Source organism: Methylosinus sporium (assembly GCF_003113265.1).
GTDB lineage: Bacteria > Pseudomonadota > Alphaproteobacteria > Rhizobiales > Beijerinckiaceae > Methylosinus > Methylosinus sporium.
Map to the genome: position 1 here is coordinate 265003 of NZ_PUIV01000001.1, position 15976 is coordinate 280978.

Annotated in this window: 17 protein-coding genes and 1 tRNA gene; 5 read left to right on the top strand and 13 right to left on the bottom strand. The window is 65.7% G+C overall.

What is annotated here, in order from left to right:
* The first annotated feature begins 111 nt into the window (after positions 1 to 111).
* A complete protein-coding gene (locus C5689_RS01220) occupies positions 112 to 453 on the top strand; it encodes an Hpt domain-containing protein (RefSeq protein WP_108915430.1) in 342 nt (113 codons plus the stop codon).
* A gap of 5 nt (positions 454 to 458) precedes the next feature.
* Here the strand turns inward: C5689_RS01220 and C5689_RS01225 are convergent, their stop codons facing one another.
* The 5 genes from C5689_RS01225 to C5689_RS01245 all read right to left on the bottom strand — a co-directional run bounded on the left by C5689_RS01225 (position 459) and on the right by C5689_RS01245 (position 4270).
* Positions 459 to 686, bottom strand: coding sequence for a hypothetical protein (locus C5689_RS01225; RefSeq protein ID WP_108915616.1), 228 nt, complete (start codon positions 684 to 686; stop codon positions 459 to 461).
* A gap of 98 nt (positions 687 to 784) precedes the next feature.
* A complete protein-coding gene (locus tag C5689_RS01230; protein ID WP_108915431.1) occupies positions 785 to 1864 on the bottom strand; it encodes an SGNH/GDSL hydrolase family protein in 1080 nt (359 codons plus the stop codon).
* A 36-nt stretch (positions 1865 to 1900) separates the two neighbouring features.
* On the bottom strand, positions 1901 to 2725 hold the full coding sequence (locus C5689_RS01235; protein WP_108915432.1) for a class I SAM-dependent methyltransferase: 825 nt from the start codon (positions 2723 to 2725) through the stop codon (positions 1901 to 1903).
* A gap of 209 nt (positions 2726 to 2934) precedes the next feature.
* A tRNA-Leu gene (locus C5689_RS01240) sits at positions 2935 to 3019 on the bottom strand.
* A gap of 147 nt (positions 3020 to 3166) precedes the next feature.
* Positions 3167 to 4270 carry a choloylglycine hydrolase family protein gene (locus C5689_RS01245; RefSeq protein WP_108915433.1) on the bottom strand — a complete coding sequence of 368 codons (1104 nt, stop codon included), beginning with the start codon at positions 4268 to 4270 and terminating at the stop codon, positions 3167 to 3169.
* Positions 4271 to 4535: 265 nt separating this feature from the next.
* On the opposite strand from C5689_RS01245, the gene C5689_RS01250 reads away from it, so the two are divergent.
* Positions 4536 to 6128, top strand: a complete 1593-nt coding sequence (locus C5689_RS01250; protein ID WP_108915434.1) for a L,D-transpeptidase family protein — start codon at positions 4536 to 4538, stop codon at positions 6126 to 6128.
* Between the two features lie 69 nt (positions 6129 to 6197).
* Here C5689_RS01250 and C5689_RS18750 read toward each other — a convergent pair whose 3' ends face one another.
* Positions 6198 to 6395 (bottom strand): type II toxin-antitoxin system RelE/ParE family toxin, encoded by a 198-nt coding sequence (locus C5689_RS18750; protein ID WP_244594526.1) that lies wholly within the window; start codon positions 6393 to 6395, stop codon positions 6198 to 6200.
* Between the two features lie 254 nt (positions 6396 to 6649).
* The gene (gene fabI, locus C5689_RS01260; protein WP_108915435.1) at positions 6650 to 7528 is read right to left on the bottom strand and encodes an enoyl-ACP reductase FabI; all 879 of its coding nucleotides are present in this window, start codon (positions 7526 to 7528) and stop codon (positions 6650 to 6652) included.
* A 300-nt stretch (positions 7529 to 7828) separates the two neighbouring features.
* Here fabI and C5689_RS01265 point away from each other — a divergent pair, with 300 nt between their 5' ends.
* Positions 7829 to 8329, top strand: coding sequence for an RNA polymerase subunit sigma-24 (locus C5689_RS01265; protein ID WP_108915436.1), 501 nt, complete (start codon positions 7829 to 7831; stop codon positions 8327 to 8329).
* A gap of 10 nt (positions 8330 to 8339) precedes the next feature.
* Positions 8340 to 9218: an anti-sigma factor family protein gene (locus C5689_RS01270; RefSeq protein WP_108915437.1), complete on the top strand. Its 879-nt coding sequence runs from the start codon at positions 8340 to 8342 to the stop codon at positions 9216 to 9218.
* Positions 9219 to 9398: 180 nt separating this feature from the next.
* Here C5689_RS01270 and C5689_RS01275 read toward each other — a convergent pair whose 3' ends face one another.
* The 3 genes from C5689_RS01275 to C5689_RS01285 all read right to left on the bottom strand — a co-directional run bounded on the left by C5689_RS01275 (position 9399) and on the right by C5689_RS01285 (position 11508).
* Positions 9399 to 9845, bottom strand: coding sequence for a DUF2147 domain-containing protein (locus C5689_RS01275; protein ID WP_108915438.1), 447 nt, complete (start codon positions 9843 to 9845; stop codon positions 9399 to 9401).
* A 100-nt stretch (positions 9846 to 9945) separates the two neighbouring features.
* Positions 9946 to 10374, bottom strand: coding sequence for a DUF1772 domain-containing protein (locus tag C5689_RS01280; RefSeq protein ID WP_108915439.1), 429 nt, complete (start codon positions 10372 to 10374; stop codon positions 9946 to 9948).
* 72 nt (positions 10375 to 10446) lie between these two features.
* Complete coding sequence (locus C5689_RS01285) at positions 10447 to 11508, bottom strand: GSCFA domain-containing protein (RefSeq protein ID WP_108915440.1); 1062 nt, start codon at positions 11506 to 11508, stop codon at positions 10447 to 10449.
* A gap of 217 nt (positions 11509 to 11725) precedes the next feature.
* Here C5689_RS01285 and C5689_RS01290 point away from each other — a divergent pair, with 217 nt between their 5' ends.
* Positions 11726 to 12775 (top strand): WcbI family polysaccharide biosynthesis putative acetyltransferase, encoded by a 1050-nt coding sequence (locus tag C5689_RS01290; protein WP_108915441.1) that lies wholly within the window; start codon positions 11726 to 11728, stop codon positions 12773 to 12775.
* A gap of 182 nt (positions 12776 to 12957) precedes the next feature.
* On the opposite strand, the gene C5689_RS01295 is transcribed toward C5689_RS01290, so the two are convergent.
* The 3 genes from C5689_RS01295 to C5689_RS01305 form a co-directional block, all read right to left on the bottom strand.
* Positions 12958 to 14220 (bottom strand): polyhydroxyalkanoate depolymerase, encoded by a 1263-nt coding sequence (locus tag C5689_RS01295; RefSeq protein ID WP_108915442.1) that lies wholly within the window; start codon positions 14218 to 14220, stop codon positions 12958 to 12960.
* Between the two features lie 168 nt (positions 14221 to 14388).
* Positions 14389 to 15366 carry an adenosylcobinamide-phosphate synthase CbiB gene (gene cbiB, locus C5689_RS01300; RefSeq protein WP_108915443.1) on the bottom strand — a complete coding sequence of 326 codons (978 nt, stop codon included), beginning with the start codon at positions 15364 to 15366 and terminating at the stop codon, positions 14389 to 14391.
* A 3-nt stretch (positions 15367 to 15369) separates the two neighbouring features.
* Positions 15370 to 15921 carry a YbhB/YbcL family Raf kinase inhibitor-like protein gene (locus C5689_RS01305; protein WP_174800227.1) on the bottom strand — a complete coding sequence of 184 codons (552 nt, stop codon included), beginning with the start codon at positions 15919 to 15921 and terminating at the stop codon, positions 15370 to 15372.
* Positions 15922 to 15976 lie beyond the last annotated feature (55 nt).

The window sequence follows — 15976 nt, forward strand, 5'->3', positions numbered from 1 at the left end:
CGACGCCCCATCGGACCCGGCGAGCGCATTCGCCGCGGCCCGTTGCGCGGGCGCGGCGCAATCCACAGGAAAAGCATGGCTTTTCCCGCAGAGACCGATCGGAGACGTAGAATGACGGATGGCGCCGGCCCGGAGAATTCGAGAGCGGCGATCGACTGGGCGCATCTTTCCCGCCAGACCATGGGCGACGTCGCGCTCGAAGCCGAGTTGCTGGCGCTGTTCGCGACCCAGGCCGCCGAATTCAGCGGCAAGCTCGCCGCCGCCGCCTCCGACAAGGCTCGGCTCGATCTCGCCCATACGCTCAAAGGCGCGTCGCGCGCCATCGGCGCCTTCCCGCTCGGCGATGCGGCGGAAGACTATGAATCCGCCATTGCGGAGCCCCCGCGGCTGCGGGCGTTGGAGGCGCGCCTCGCCGAGGCGCAGCAGGCGATCGCGTCCCGCCTGAAGCGCTGAGGCGTTCAGAACTGGCCGCCGTCGATGGCGCGCACTTCGGCGGTGGAGGGCGCCCTAATGCTGGCGTTGAGCTTGCGCAGCATGATGAGGCATTGCTCCTTGACCTGCTCGTCGCGGACGGAATCGGCGACTTTGGCGAGGTGGCAGAAGGCGATAGCGCGCTGAGAGACGATATCCTCATATTCGGAAGGGTCGCTCAGATCGACAGTATGGTCACTCGTCTCGTCGGACATGAATGGCGGCGCCTCTCTCTGGTTCGTCGCATCGGCGCGGCGGACACTGCCGCCCAATTGTGGTCGCGGCTTGGCCGAGAAGGACGGAAATACCTGGCCTATCTTGAGCTTTGCTTTGTAAAACTCAGACGGAGCAAGAGAAAAGCCAGCCAGCGCCGCCAGAAGGACGGACGCCAGAAAACGGCTCCGGCGATCTGGAGCGTCTGATCGCCGAAGGGCGCGCCCGGCTCCGCCGGCAGCAGCGTCGGTTCCTGGGGCAGAGCCGCGAGGGCGCTCTCGTCGTCGGGCATGGCGACCTCGAGATCGCTTTCGGCCCAGGGGCGTCGGCGGGAGTAATGGAGAAGAATGAGATTGGGCACGATTTCGCGCATGTCCGATTGCGCGGTCCGCGCATAGGCCCGCCCGCCGGCCGCGACGCGATAGACGCCGCTGTCCTGCGTGGAGCGCAGCAGCAGCCCGGCGAGCCGGCCGCGACCGGGCCAGCGGCTCACGCCGGGCCGGGCGAGCTCGAGAAAGCTCCCGGAGAAAACCGTCGATGCGATCTCGATGCGGCGGCAGCGGCCCGAGGACTCGGCCGCGCTCGCCGGGACGTAATCGAAGGAGGGCGGATGAAGGCGGCTGGCGCGTGGAACGCGAATGCGGCCGCCGGAGACGGCGTCGGCCACGACTTTCGCGCAGCGCAGCGACGCCTCCGCGGTCAGATGATGCGGATCGACGAAATCCTCGGGACGCACGCGCCCGAGGATCGTCTCCAGCGTCGGGCAGCGCGCCATGCCATGGGCCTCGGCGACGCGCTGATAGATGCGCTCGACGCGCCGAACATTGGACGCGACGCGCGCGCGTCCGCTCGGGCGCGGATGCAGGCACAAGAACAGCAGCGGCACGCCGCGCAGCGCGCAAAACTGCGCGACGCCGGCGAGCGCGTCGTGAATCAGCGCCGTGGTGACGAAGCCCGCATCCAGCAGGATCATGTCGTTGAGCGCATATTCGAAGACGATGAGATCGGGCGCGGGCTCGCCGCGGCGCTCCGCGTCCTGAAGACGCGAGAGCCCATAGAGCGAGCCGACGGCGCCGAGAAAGCGGTTGACGATCTCATGTGCCGGCATGAGGCCCTGCAATTGGGCGGCCCAACCGAAATAGACGCCGGCGTTGGACCCGCCGAGCAGCAGCACTCTCATCTCGCCATCCCGCCTCGCCGATCCGCCCGCCTCATACTATGACCTGCGCGCGAAGATCGAGATGGCCGGGCCGTAGACATGGTCGGGATCATCGTGGTTGGTGCGAATGTCGTCGAAGCCGAGCGCCCGCAGAGCGGCGATGAGATCGTCCTTGTCGAGCCAGCGATGATCGTCGCGCATCCCGCCGCAAAAGGCCGGATTGGACTGCGTCTTCACATAGCTTCGCGGATAGGCGCGCACGGTGACGCCATGAAAGGAATGCTCCTCGGGGACATCGGCCATCACGCTGCGACGCGGATCGGAGACCGGCATCGCCTCCGAGACGACGTGGGTCCAGATGAAGACCGCCGAGGCGCGCTGCGCGATCAGCTCCAGCAGCCGCAGCGGATCGTGCTGATGATAGAGCACGCCGGAGGCGACGATGAGATCATAGCTCTTGTCGGTCTGCTCGAGCCATTTGACGAAATCGCCGAGCCAGAAGCGCGCCTTCCGCAGGCCCAAAATCTCCTTGGCGACGAGGCAGCGCATGAAGGCGAGCTGATTGGCCTCCACGGCGTCCACATGCGCGCCCGCATTCTCCAACATATAGGTGTGGCCGGCCTCGAGCGGACCGAGCTCCAGCACCTCGCGCCCCTCGAGCGCGCCGAAACAGTCGATCGCCCAGAAAATCCGCTGGTCGTAATAGGTCGGCACGATTCCCGCCGTCACGCCGAAAGCCTCGGGGAAAGCGGTGCTCCACCCCGGAATGGCGTCTATGGCGTTCTGATGCGTCGGGAGCGCGTCGACATAACGATCGAATGTCTGCGTCTTGCGGCCGAAAATTTTCAGCAATCTGTCAAAACCAAATACGCGACCCGACATTTTTCGATCCCAACCGGATTTTTCGAGGCCGCTTTCGGCCGAACGGCGCCGCAGGCGCTGCTCCAGCAGCGCGCGGACATGTCTATCCCGTCGCCATGGCGCGCCGGTCTTTTTCTGGAAAAAGGAGGCTCTCGCTCGGTCCAGGGCGATGCGCGGCCGGAGCCTCGCGTCGAAAGCCGATCGATGAGAAGCCTCCGCAACGAGAGGCTTGGTGCGGTCGAGAGGACTCGAACCTCCACTGGTTGCCCAACTAGCACCTCAAGCTAGCGCGTCTACCAATTCCGCCACGACCGCGCCGGGGCTCCTTGGTCGAAACCAAAGCGCCGGCAGGCGGCCCGTCTAACAAAAAGCCTCCCCCATGACAAGGCGTTCTCGACATCGCGAGCGGGATTTCGAGAAAAGGGCTGCCGGCCGGCCTTCGTCCGCGCCCGGCCGGAGGCGTCACCGCTTGGGGAATTCCACCGGAGCCGCCCGCAGCGAGGGCCGCAGAGGGGCCGCCCGCACGCTGCGCCCTTCGAGCTCCAATTTGGTCAGATCTATGCTGCGCAGCGCCTGATTGTCATAGCTCTTCACATAATAGACGCGCCCCGAGAGATCGGCGATCGACGACCATTGCGTATATTCGAAGCGCGACGTCTCCTTGGGCGACACGCGCACCAGCCCCATCGGAATGTCGAAATTATTGAGGATGTGCTCGGCGAGGCGCACTTCGCCGGCGACGTCCTTCTGCGGTTCGGCGGAGAGGACGAGCCCCACCGCGCGGACGAATCGGGACGGCGGCGTCGGATCGCCCGGAACGCCCAGCAGGCCGGAGCCGGCGCCGAGCGGGGCGAAGCTCTCGTCGCCGATCTTCAGCGACGGCGCATCGACCGGCGAGAGCTTCACATAATTGCGCAGATTGGTGAGATGCCAGTCGAAGGACGGGGCGTTGGTGACGACGCCGAGCGGATTCTCATAGATTTTCAGCTTTCCGCCGCTCGGCTCGACGACCAGCGAGGCGCCGCCGGCGTCGTGCAGCGTGTAGTGGAAAGGCGGCACAATGCCGAGCGTCGGCTGGACGACATCGACGATGGCGATCGTGTCCAGCGCCTCGCGCAGCTCCGCGACGCTGGCGAAATTGCCCAGCGCCCAGGTGAGGAAATCCCAAGGGGCGAGCGCATGGCCGGGGTCCGCGGTCTTCGAGTCGGCGTAGGAGGCGAAGCCCGGAAAATAGAGTATGCCGCCGGCGAGGCCCTTTTCGTTCATCCCGTCGACGACGACCGGCAGGCCGAAGGCGTTGAGCCCGGCGATCGCATAACGGGACTTCCAACCCCAGGTCTGCTTGCCCTCCGGCCCGCTCGCCCGCGCGGCGTGATGGCGCGGAATGACGATCGCCTCCGATTCGAGCGGAAAGCCGAATTCCAGCGTCCGCCCATAGACCGCCGAGCCATCCGCGGCTCTCAACAGAAAGCTGGTGCAGGCGCGAGCCGGCGCGAGCGAGAGAGCGAGAACGAGCGGCAGCGTCGCGAGCCGCTCCAGCGCATTTCGAAATTTGGTCGCCGCCATTTTTCTCTCCGATGTCTCTGCGGCGACAGATAAGGCGCGCGCCTCACGCTCCCGAGCGCGCGGCGGAGGAAAGCGGCGAACGGCCTCGAGACATTATGGCGGCGAAAAGGAAAATTCCCCGCAATTCTTCGTAAAGTGCGCGAGCGCATAGATTTCAGCCGATCGTTAACCAATAAGAGCAATGCAGGGCGAGGCTCTGTCCACTTCGAGACAGAGCGTTATTTGCTCGAGCAATGTGTTCGTGTGTGTCAGGAGTTTTCGCGTCATGTCGGAAGTCGCAGCTGTCGCCCGCAGCCGCAGGGTCTGCGCTCGCGCTTTTTCCGCGGTCTGCGCCGCGAGCGTCGCCGCCACTGTCCTCGCCCTCGAGGCGAGACCCGCCGCCGCTATCGGCTATTCCGCCAATTCCGACGCCGAGGCCCCGGCGCCGCGCAAGCGCGGCAAACGCGCGAAATCCGCCGAAGCCAAGCCGGCCGCCGAGACCGTGAGCCTCGCGCGGCCGCTGTTCGCGGTCGTGTCGCTCGGCGGGCAGCATATTTCGATCTATAATCACAATGGCCTCGTCGACCGCTCGGTCATCTCCACCGGCGTGCCCGGCCATCCGACGCCGGAAGGCATGTTCACCATTCTCGGGCGCGAGCGTTTCCATCGCTCCAATCTCTACGCCGGCGCGCCCATGCCCTTCATGCAGCGCATCACCTGGTCCGGCGTCGCCATGCATACGGGCCATGTGACCGGCCACCCGGCCTCACATGGCTGCATTCGCCTGCCGGGCGCCTTCGCGCAGAAGCTGTGGGGCATGACCCGCATCGGCGAGCGCGTCGTCATCGCTCCTTATGATCTTTCACCGACGGAAATCGCGCATCCGGCGCTGCCGACGCCCAAAATGCGCTCGGCGACGGAAGCCTCGGCCGCGGCGCTCGCCGACGCCGGTCTGCGCGACGGCTTCGCCGACGGCGGCGCCGCTGCGCTGATCGATCCGCGCCGCTACGCCGAGCAGCTGAGAGTAAAATCCGCGGCGGAGGCGGCCGCCGCCGCCAAGGCCGCGACCGAAGCCGCCGCTGCGCTGAACGCCAAGCGACTGGAGGCCGTGCGCGCCTCGGCGGAGCTGAAAGCCGCCGAAGCCGCCGAAGCCACAGCCCGCGCCAAGGCCGAAGCCGCCGCCAAGGCCGCCGACAGCGTCGCCGCCAAGCGGCAGGAAGTGGCGACCGCCAAGCCGGAGCTGTCCACCAGCGACGGCGCCAGCCCCGCCGAAGCGGCCAGGGCCAAGGCGGACGCCACCCTCGCCGAGGCCAGGACGCGGCTCGAGGCCGCCAGGACCGCCTACAACGCCAGCGACGCGGAACATGTCGAGGCCGTCCGCCGCTCGCGCGAGGCGGCCGAAGCCGCCGCCGCCGCCGCCAAGGCGGAGAAGGACGCGCAATTGCGGACCGCGCCGATCTCCATTCTGGTGAGCAAGAAGAATCAGCGCATCTACGTGCGCCAAGGGCTGACGCCGATCTTCGAGGCGCCGGCGACTGTCCGCGAGCCGGAGCGCCCGCTCGGCTCGCATCTTTATATCGCCACCGCGGCCGGCGGCGACGGCGCGCTGAAATGGTCGGTTCTCTCCATGCCGCCGCGCATCGCCGAGGCGCGCGCCTCGCATAAGAAAAGGGGCATGGTGGAAGAGCAGCGCAGCGCAGCTCCACTCGGCGCGGCCTCCAGCGCCGCCGACGCTCTGGATCGCATCGAGCTCTCCGACGAGGTGCGCCAGAAAATCGCCGATCGCCTTTGGCTCGGCGGCTCGATGATCATTTCCGATCAGGGGCCGAGCTCGGAGACCAGCGCCGTCGGCACGGATCTCACGGTGAAGTTCCGCTGAAGGCGTCGCTACATTCCCGGTGCGTTTATCGCGACGCCCACGAAGCGTCGATGGACGCCAGAATTGCGCCTACTCGTCGAAAAGGTCGGCGTGAGCGCCAGCGCGAATGAAAACGACGAGGCCCGCCTCGTCGCTGTCGTCTACCTTATAGGCCAGCAGGAAATCGCCGCCGAAATGGCGTTCTCGGTAGCCATTCCATTCGCCTTTCAACGGATGGTCGCGCCACTCCGGTCGGAGTGGGGCGCTGTTGGCGACGAGCAGCAACATGGCTCTTTGAGTCGGTTCATGTCGAACCGACCGGAACGCGACAGTCGTTCCCAGTCTTTCAGGAACGATTTTGCGTAATCTGCGGCGCGAGGCAGTTGCGCTCGCTTACTCGCCGCGGGCTTTTTCAAGGTCGGCAAACAGTTCGCCGGCAGTCGCAAAACGGCCGCGGCGAGTCCGGGCGATACGCTAGCGAGCGCATTCCCGATCACGCCGTTTCGCGCGCGACGGGAATGACGGCCGTGACCGAATGAAGACTATTTCGCCTCGGTCGTATGCTGCGGCAGCAGGGCCAGCAGCGAGGCCATTTTCGGCGCGGCGCCCGGATTCATCATGCCGACGACATGATAGCCGGCGTCGACATGCAGCACCTCGCCGGTGACGCCGCGCGCCATGGGCGAGAGCAGATAGACCGCCGTCTCGCCCACTTCCTCGATCGTCACCACGCGGCGCAGCGGGGCGTTATATTCGTTCCAGCGCAGAATATAGCGGAAGTCGCCGATGCCGGAGGCCGCCAGAGTCTTGATCGGCCCGGCGGAGATGGCGTTGACGCGAATGTTCTTCTCGCCGAGATCGGCGGCGAGATAGCGCACCGAGGCCTCCAGCGCAGCCTTGGCGACGCCCATCACATTGTAGTGCGGCATCCATTTCTCGGCGCCGTAATAGGTGAGGGTGAGCAGCGAGCCGCCGTCTTTCATCAGCTTCTCGGCGCGCTGCGCGACGGCCGTGAAGGAAAAGCAGGAGATCATCAGCGACTGCGTGAAATTCTCCGCCGTCGTGTCGACATAGCGGCCGTCGAGCTGATCCTTGTCCGAGAAGGCGAGACAATGGACGACGAAATCGATTCTGCCCCACAGCTTCTCGACCTCGGCGAAGACGGCGTCGATCGTCTCCGGCTCGGAGACGTCGCAGCGGCCGACGACGGTCGCGCCGATCTCCGCCGCGAGCGGACGCACGCGCTTCTCCAACGCCTCGACCTGATAGGTGAGGGCGAGCTCGGCGCCGGCGTCGGCCGCGGCCTTGGCTATGCCCCAGGCGATCGATTTATTATTGGCGACGCCGAGCACGAGGCCACGCTTGCCGGCGAGAACGCCGCTGAAAATATTGCCGTTCGACGTCGGTTCCGGTTGCGACATGGGAGCAAAGTTTCCATAAATCTGCGATCGAGAGGCGGGGTGTTCCGCCGCCTGTCGGCAACGCCGTTGGAGGGCTACGCGAGATGCGCGCGGGCTTGGGACTTTGGGCTCGGGACACGGGCTCGGGACATCGGCGCGGGCCGACCCACCGGAAGCGTCCCCCGGCCCCTTACAAAAACACATAAATCTCAGGGCGCGGAGATAGTCAATCACGCCGGACTGGCATAATATCTGTGTCCAGCAAACCGAACCAGCGCCGCGCGGACGAGGCGTCGTGGGCCGCGCGAAACGGGCCGAGCGATGGGACAGGCGGAGGATTTCGAGGAGACTCTGGAGAGGCTCACGCCGGGCCTGCGCCGCTATGCCCGCGCGCTGCTCTGCGGCGCGGCCAATGACCTCGCCGACGAGCTCGTGCAGACCGCACTGCAGACCACGGCGGACGAGGCGCGGCACGATGCTCCCGGCGCCGTTCTCGACATTCGCGTCGATCTCTACGCATCCTTGACCCATGCCGCGCAACGGCGGCTGCGGTCCGCCGCCCCGCATCGGCCGTCGCTGCGCCAGCCCGCGATCATGCATCGACTCGCCGATCTCCCCTTCGAGGAGCGGGAGACGCTTCTGCTCGTGGCGCTCGAGGGCTTCACCTACGAAGAAGTGGCGCGCATCGCCCGCACCGATCGGCCCGTGGCGCTGATGCGGCTGATGCGCGCGCGCTCGGCGCTGACGGCGCTGGATCGCCATCCGTCGCCGGGCGCCGACGCCGGCCGGCGATCCGGGCCGCATTTGCGCGTCGTGAAATAACGAGCCGACGATGAGCCCCGGGGAGCATGTCGACGAATCCGATCTGCATGGTTTCGTCGATGGCGAGCTCGACGCAGAAAATCGCCGTCGCATAGAGGACCATCTTCACAATCACGCCGAGGACGCCGCGCTGGTGGAGGGCTGGCGCCGGCAGAATGCGGCGCTGCGCGCAGCCTTCGCCCAGACAGTGAAGGAGCCGCTGCCCTCAGGATTGCGCACGGCCTCGGTCACGAGCCTGACGCGCAGCTTCGGCTCCGGCGTCAATTGGGCGCGCTTCAGCCCCAGCAAAGGCGCCTCGCTGCGGGCCATGCGGCGTTCGGACACCAGCCGCAGGCCGCCGCGCCGGCCCGCCATCGTCATGTCGCTGGTGACGCTGCTCGCCGGCGCGGTGGTGGCGGGAGCGGCGCTGCTCGCCTTCACCGGCCCGGCCTCGCCGCCCGCCGCCCCGCAGCGCGTCGTCATCGAGCCGCCCGGCCTCCTCGCCCACGCCCAGCTCGCCTATCAAACCTATGCGCAGGATATGCGCCCGGTGGAGATCGGCGCGGATCACAAGGCCGAGCTTTCGACATGGCTCGGCGAGCGCGTCGGCTTCGCCCGTCTGCCCGATCTTTCCGCCGCCGGGCTCGAGCTCGTCGGCGGACGGCTCGTGCCGGGCGTGCTCGCGCCCGCCGGCCTGCTGATCTACCGTTCCGCCGCCAGCGGACCGGCCGCGCTCTATTTCGAGCGCGCCGGCGGCGAGCGTCCTCCGGCAGCCCCACCCAAGACGGCGCCCGGCCTCGCCGCGGTGGAATGGCGCGCGGCGGGCTTCGCCTTCGTCCTCATCGGCCCGCTCGCGGCCGAGGTCGCCCGCGCCGCCTCCGAAAGCGCCGCCGCTCAAGCCATTCGCTAAAAATCTCCCAATTACAACGCCCCTTCTTCAAGCTGAGCTGGACGCTGAACTACGAGATTTATTTCTATTTCGTGTTGGATGCGACGCCGACGCCTCTCCGTCGCCGCGCATCTTCTCGTCGACAAAGGCGCGCTGCCGGCGCGCTTCGAGATCAAATCGATCCGCCGATGAATCGAAGACCTATCGCAGATCGTCGACCATTGCGTGCGCCGCCGGCGGCGCGGAGACGCGCGTCCATGTCTCGTCGCTGCACAACATGCCCCAGAGGCACCCTTTCAGCGTCAATCGCGTCGCGCTCTCGACAGTGATGAAGCCATCATAGGTCTTGCCGTCGTCGACATTGAACAGCCGGCCCGACCATTCATTGGGTCCCGTCTGCCGGGCGCCGCGCAGGATCACCGCGCCGATCGCGGAGCGGTCCTCGGCGCTCTGCGCCGCTACGACCTTGGCGCAGAGCTTGCCGTTCTCGCAATCATAGAAGCTGAACTGCACGCCGCCTTCCGGCCGCAGCCAGACGCCGCGCGGATCATGGGACGAGGCGCCTGTCGCAGGGCTCGCGGCCATTGCGGCGGCGAGCAGCGCCCCCGCGGAAGGCGCCAGAAATTCGCGGGCGAAAGAGCGCGTCATGTCGATCCTCCTTCTGCTGTGAAGACGGAGGATCGACGAGCATCGTGTCGAATCTTCGGCCGGGAGAAACAAAGCGGAACGACTCGGCCGGAAAATCACATCAGCCATTCGCAAAGACGAAAAGCGCCGTCGCCAATGCGCCGAGCGCGGTGAGCGCGAACTCGAGCTCACCCCACAGCACGATCGCTTTGCGCGCGTCGACGCCGTCCTCGGCGGAAATCAGGGCGAGAATGCGATTGTCGAGCGGCGACACCGCATAGAACATGAAAGGCCAGGCGGCGATGATCGCCGCCGCGCCCGCGAGCCAGCGCACATCGTCCGAGGTCTTGTAATCGACGAAGCCGAGAAGCGCGGAGAGGAGCGAGAGCCCGGCGAGCAGCGCGAAACCGCGATGATCGGAAGTCTCCCACTCCTTCATGAGCGCAGCGTCGTCGAGCTTCAGCCGCGCGGGCTGCTCGACGAAATTGACATAGAGAGACGCCCCCGTGAAAGCGCCGGCGACAGCGAGAGCGAGCGAGCCCGTGACCATGAGGCGAATCCTCCGTTCGAACGGCGACAGAGGATATATAAGCTCTAGTTTCGCGAAACGTAGATCACGGCCTCACGCGGTTTCGATCGCCTCTTCGTCGCAGACGATGCGGGAATTGCTCTCCGCCTCCGCCGCCACGTCGAATTTCAGCGGCTCGATCTTGGCCGTCTGCGCCTCGCGCTCGGTGAAATGGTCGAAGAACAGGCGCATCGTCTGGCCGATGCCGAAGGAATTTATGCGCCGCACGTCGTCCCGATAGAAGCGCGCGACATTGGGCGGCGCCGTCGCGACGTCGTAGGACGGGAAATAAGCGATATTGGGCCGCGAGCGCACCACCTCGTCGGCCGCGGCGCGCAATATCGCCTTGATCGCCGAATTGGATTCGAGCACATGGCGATTCTCGTAAGTGGCGATGATGCCGACCGGCGAGACGCTGAGAATGATGCGCGAATTCGGATTGACCGAGCGGATGCGATCGACCGAGGCGAGGAAGTCGCGCACCACTTCCGACACGGTCATATTGTGGAAGTCGAAAACCGCAGGATTCCAGACGCCGCCGGCGACGCCCGGCGCCTGCTGCAGCACCGCGCCATCATGGCAGCGCCAGGACTCCGTGTGGCCGAAGGTGAAAATGAAGACGTCCATCGTCTCGAACATTTTGCGCACGGCGGCGAAATGCCGCTCGCGCTCGGCGAGCATGTCCTCGATCGAGTCGTAGCCGTCCGGCTCTATGCTCGGGCGGAACGGATCGACGATGCGGCCGTCCTCCTGGCGCACCCAATGCACGAGCTCCGGCTGGAACTTCCCATAGGCGCGGTCGAACAGCTGGAGCAGCGCCGTCGTCGTGTAGAGATTGCCGTAGCGGCAGGAATACATCGAATAATTGCGCCGCTCCGCCTCGGCTGCGGACATGCCCTCCGGCGGCTGCTCGGCGAGATAATAATGGTAGCCGCTCGCCTTCAGTTTCTGAGCTATTTCTTGCGCGAAACAACTCCCGGCCGTCGCCACCTTGTCGCGCAGCGAGATTTTGAAAGGCGTGGAGAGAATGGGGTCGATCGCGAAGGGCGGCGTCTGCGTCACCGCCTTGCGCCAGAAGCGATGGTCGGGTAGGGAGCTATAGGGATGTTCCGCCAATTGTCGGTCTCCTGGAAAGCCGCCGGCCGCAGGGCTCGTCGAGCAGGGTTCATCTAAGACGCGCGGTCCGCTCTCGCAAAGGCGAAACGGCGCGGCGCAACAGGATGAATGCGGCGGCCTCATCGATGCGGCCGGGAGCATAGACGGCGACCGGGCGCTTGTCATCCTTCGGCGCCGACTTCGATTTCGGGCCGCGACGAAATGGCGTTACCCGCGCATGTTGTCACAGATCGACCGACAGATCATCCGCTCCTGGTACACTCACCTCGTCGAGCCGCGGCTCGCGCCCTTCCATTCCAAGGGTCCGCGCCTCACCGGGCCGCGCATCGCCGTCATCGGCAATTGCCAGGCTTTCGGTCTCGCCTATGCGATGAAGCTGCTCGACCCTTCCGCGCGCGTCTCGCATTTCTCGGCGATCGCCAAGACGCTCGCCGACATAAAGCTGCTCGCCAAGACGCTCGCCACCTATGACTATGTGTTCTGTCACGAGTTTCTGCACGGGCATGTGCGCGGCGGCGGCTCGGCGGAGCTGTGCGAATTGCTGGACAAAGTGATCATGATTCCCTCGATCACCTTTTCCGCCTTCCATCCCGATCTCGTCTATCTGCTGGACGAAACGCGCGGCCATGCGCCGACCATCGGCCCCGTCGGCCCCTATCATTCGGCGCTCGCCGTCTTCGCCTTCCGCCGCGGCCTCTCGGTGGAGGAGGCTCATGCGCTGTTCAATCGCAATGTGTTCGAGGCGCTCGGCTATTTCGACGTGTGGAACGACGCCGTGAACGAGCTGGTCGAGACCGGCAAGCGCAAATTCGACATGGATCTCTCCAGCGAGATCGCCAATTGGTCGCGCCGCGGCGTGTTCATGTATTCGCTGGTGCATCCGCGGCCATTCGTGCTGTTCGATCTCGCCAAGAAATTTTTCGCTCATGCCGGCCTGCCGACTCCGGCGCCGATCAATGGCGATTATTACGCGATCGACGATCTCGGCCGCGCGGAGATATTCCCCATCTATCCGCCGATCGGCGAATATTTCGGCGTGCAGGGCAGCTACACCTTCAAGCTCGAGAATTATCATCTCTCGAGCGAGGTCGGCGAATTCGTGTCGCTGCCCTATTATCTCGCCGAATGCTACAAGGTCTATCGCCGCTGCACGCAAGCGCAGCTCAGCCATCCGCGCATAGAGGCTTGGCTCGCCGATCCTGCGGCGGTCGGCCGCATCATCACGCTGGCGGGGGAGAATCTGCGCAAGGGGCTGCTGCCTGCGTGAGGCGGCGGCGCGGAACCGCGGCGATGGATCGCTTCGCGAGGCGCCCCATCCCGCGAGCCGCTCACAGATTCACATATCTTCCAACTCGCCCACAACCTCCTGGCCGGGCTAGTTCCGACCAGGACGACCTTCGGGCGCGGCGCGGAGTTTCCGCCGATCTCGAAGATCGCGCGCCGCTTCGCTCACGCCTGCGGCGTTTCCACCCGCGCGCAAAACTCGCGGATGCGCGGAACGATGTCGCGGCGGAAGCGCGAGCCGTTGAAGACGCCGTAATGGCCGACGCCCTCTTGCAGATAATGCTGCTTGCGAACGTCCGGAATATTCGCGCACAGCTCTTGCGCGGCGTAGGTCTGTCCGACGCCGGAGATGTCGTCCTTCTCGCCTTCCACCGTCAGCAGAGCGGTGCGCTGTATGGCCGAAAGATCGATGATCTCGCCGCGATGGCGCAGCAGGCCTTGCGGAATCTCGTGGCGGATGAATACTTTCTCGACCGTCTCGAGATAGAATTCGGCGGCGAGGTCCATGACGGCGAGATATTCGTCGTAGAAGTCGCGATGCTTCTCGGCGGAATCGCCGTCGCCCTCGACGAGATGGTTGAACATGTCGAAATGCGCGGCGACATGCTTCTCGAGATTCATCGCCATGAAGCCGGAGAGCTGCAGAAAGCCCGGATAGACCTTGCGCCCGAACCCGGCATGGGGAAAGGGCACGGAATGGATGCAATTGCGGTGGAACCAATCGACGCCGCGCTCCACGGCGAGACGATTGACCGCGGTCGGGCTGCGGCGCGGATCGATCGGCCCGCCCATCAGCACCATGGATTCGGGCGCATCGACGCCGCCCTCGCCATCCAGCGCCGCAATGGCGCAGATGAGCGGCACGGACGCCTGGCAGACGCCGAGCGTATGCAGCGGAACGCCATCGTCGCGCTTCGACAAGAGGCGCAGCATGTCGACGAGATAATCGACATAATCGTCGAGGCCGAAGACGCCTTTCTCATTCGGCACGGCGCGGGCGTCGCACCAGTCGGTGATGTAGACGTCATGGCTCGGCAGAAAAGCCTCGACCGTGCCGCGCAGCAGAGTGGCGTAATGGCCGGACATGGGCGCGACGATCAGCAGCTTGGATTGGCGCGGCGCCTCGCCCTGGAAGACGCGCTGGAAATGCAGCAGCCGACAGAAAGGCCGCTCCCACACCACCTCCTCGACGATGGGCGTCGCCACGCCGTCGATGAGCGTCTCGGGAAGGTCGAAGACCGGCTTGCCGTAGCGGCGCGTCATGCGCTCGAACAATTCGGCCGCCGCCGCGACGCTGCGCCCTACCGACGTATGCGCGAAGGGATTGAACGGATTCTTGAAGGTCGTGAGAGTCGCGTCCGACATCGCCCGCGCCGGGGCGAAAGCCAGATGCATCATCTCATAGAACTGGTACGATATCCGGTCCATCTCTCCACGCTCCCCTTCATGCGCAGCGGCCGCTCTTCGAGCCGTGCTGCGACGCACAAAAAAGAAATTATAGCATAGTCAAGGTCTCCTGAAATGAAATCTGGTGATGTTTTGCGCTAGGCGCCAAAAAATTTTTCACTGCATCCGCCTAAGCACCAGCTAATCTGCTCAATTACTGAGCATCGTCAGAGCGGCGCCTGCAAAAGCGCAGATCGCCGTCGCCGCAGCGCATCTGAAAATCCGCAAGGCGCGGCGAATATCCGTCGGCGTCGCCGCCGTACGGCCCGAGCCGAGCCAGGCTCCTTGGACCTCATGGGCGCCATAGGCGCGCGGTCCGCCGAGCCGCAAATCCAGCGCGCCGGCCATCGCCGCCTCCGGCCAGCCGGCGTTGGGCGAGGCGTGCGCGCGCGAGTCGCGGAGGCAGGTCGAAACTGCGGCCCGAGGGGAGGCTCCCGTCATTGCCGCGCCTGTGGCGACGAGAGCCGCAGAGAGGCGCGCGGCCGGGAGATTGAGGAGATCGTCCAGCCGGGCGCTCGCCCAACCGAACGCTTCATGTCGCATGGTCCTATGGCCTATCATGCTGTCGGCCGTATTGGAGGCCTTGTATATGAGCGCGCCGGGCAGGCCGAACAAGATGGTCGCGAGCGCCGGGCCGATCACCCCATCCGAGAAATTCTCGGCGAGACTTTCGATCGCCGCCCGGCTCACGCCCGCCTCGTCCAGCCGCGCGACGTCGCGGCCGACGATTTTTCCCACGCTGGCGCGGCCGCGCTCGAGCGAATGATCGAGCTCGTCGGCCACCTCCTTCACATGCGAATAGAGGCTGCGCTGCGCATAGAGGCTCGACGTCAGCACGGCGAGCGGAACGATTCCGAACGGAAGCGCGAGACAGGCTGCTTGCAGCAGCCAGCCGATGGCGAAGGCGATGGCGACGACAGCGAGGATCGCGACGACGCCAGCGAGACGGCGCAGCAGAGGCGGCGCGCCATCGTGATTGAGCGAGCGATCCAGCGCCGCGATCAACGCGCCGATCCAAGTGACCGGGTGGCCGATGGCGGCGAAGAGGCGAGGCGGATAGCCGATCGCCGCCTCGATCGACAGACCGAGCGCGGCGAGCGCCAAATTATCCGCGAGAGCAGCGAGCAAGGCTCAGCGGCCGTAGAGGCCGGTGAGGCTCGCCTTGGCGAGGACATTCTGATTGACGATGAAGCCGACGAGCGAGGCCGTCGCGCCCTCCGGCGCCTCCACCTTCTCGATGCTCAGCGCATAGATGGTGAAGACATAGCGATGCGGCGGATCGCCGACCGGCGGGCAAGGACCGCCCCAATGGGAAAAGCCATAGTCGTTGCGAATAGGCTTCGCGCCCGCCGGGAGACCAGCGTCGCCCGCCGCTCCGGCGCCCTGCGCCAGCGCGCGCGCGGAGGCGGGAATATCGACGACGAGCCAGTGCCAGAAGCCGGCGCCGCCGGTCGGCGCGTCCGGATCATGGCAGAAGAGCGCGAAGCTCTTGGTTCCGGCCGGCGGCTCGCTCCAATTCAGCTGTGGCGAGACATTGTCGCCCGTCCCGCCGAAATCGTCGAAAACGAATTTGCGATCGATGGTCGCGCCCTCGGCGATATCCGGGCTGGAGAGCGAGAAGCCGCCGCCTCCGGCCTCCGCCGGCGCGAGGAGAATATGGAAATCGAGGAGATTGCGCGTCATTTCGGCCCCCTGTCTCGCTGCTCTGGACGAGGACATTCTTCTAGTCCAACTCGCG

Excerpts from the sequence above, each read along its gene's own strand:
- C5689_RS01220 (WP_108915430.1), top strand. The coding sequence starts at position 112 with ATGACGGATGGCGCCGGCCCGGAGAATTCGAGAGCGGCGATCGACTGG.
- C5689_RS01245 (WP_108915433.1), bottom strand. The coding sequence starts at position 4,270 with ATGGCGGCGACCAAATTTCGAAATGCGCTGGAGCGGCTCGCGACGCTG.
- C5689_RS01230 (WP_108915431.1), bottom strand. The coding sequence starts at position 1,864 with ATGAGAGTGCTGCTGCTCGGCGGGTCCAACGCCGGCGTCTATTTCGGT.
- C5689_RS01250 (WP_108915434.1), top strand. The coding sequence starts at position 4,536 with ATGTCGGAAGTCGCAGCTGTCGCCCGCAGCCGCAGGGTCTGCGCTCGC.
- fabI (WP_108915435.1), bottom strand. The coding sequence starts at position 7,528 with ATGTCGCAACCGGAACCGACGTCGAACGGCAATATTTTCAGCGGCGTT.
- C5689_RS01270 (WP_108915437.1), top strand. The coding sequence starts at position 8,340 with ATGAGCCCCGGGGAGCATGTCGACGAATCCGATCTGCATGGTTTCGTC.
- C5689_RS18750 (WP_244594526.1), bottom strand. The coding sequence starts at position 6,395 with ATGTTGCTGCTCGTCGCCAACAGCGCCCCACTCCGACCGGAGTGGCGC.
- C5689_RS01280 (WP_108915439.1), bottom strand. The coding sequence starts at position 10,374 with ATGGTCACGGGCTCGCTCGCTCTCGCTGTCGCCGGCGCTTTCACGGGG.
- C5689_RS01295 (WP_108915442.1), bottom strand. The coding sequence starts at position 14,220 with ATGGACCGGATATCGTACCAGTTCTATGAGATGATGCATCTGGCTTTC.
- C5689_RS01225 (WP_108915616.1), bottom strand. The coding sequence starts at position 686 with ATGTCCGACGAGACGAGTGACCATACTGTCGATCTGAGCGACCCTTCC.
- C5689_RS01265 (WP_108915436.1), top strand. The coding sequence starts at position 7,829 with ATGGGACAGGCGGAGGATTTCGAGGAGACTCTGGAGAGGCTCACGCCG.
- C5689_RS01235 (WP_108915432.1), bottom strand. The coding sequence starts at position 2,725 with ATGTCGGGTCGCGTATTTGGTTTTGACAGATTGCTGAAAATTTTCGGC.
- C5689_RS01290 (WP_108915441.1), top strand. The coding sequence starts at position 11,726 with ATGTTGTCACAGATCGACCGACAGATCATCCGCTCCTGGTACACTCAC.
- C5689_RS01275 (WP_108915438.1), bottom strand. The coding sequence starts at position 9,845 with ATGACGCGCTCTTTCGCCCGCGAATTTCTGGCGCCTTCCGCGGGGGCG.
- C5689_RS01305 (WP_174800227.1), bottom strand. The coding sequence starts at position 15,921 with ATGACGCGCAATCTCCTCGATTTCCATATTCTCCTCGCGCCGGCGGAG.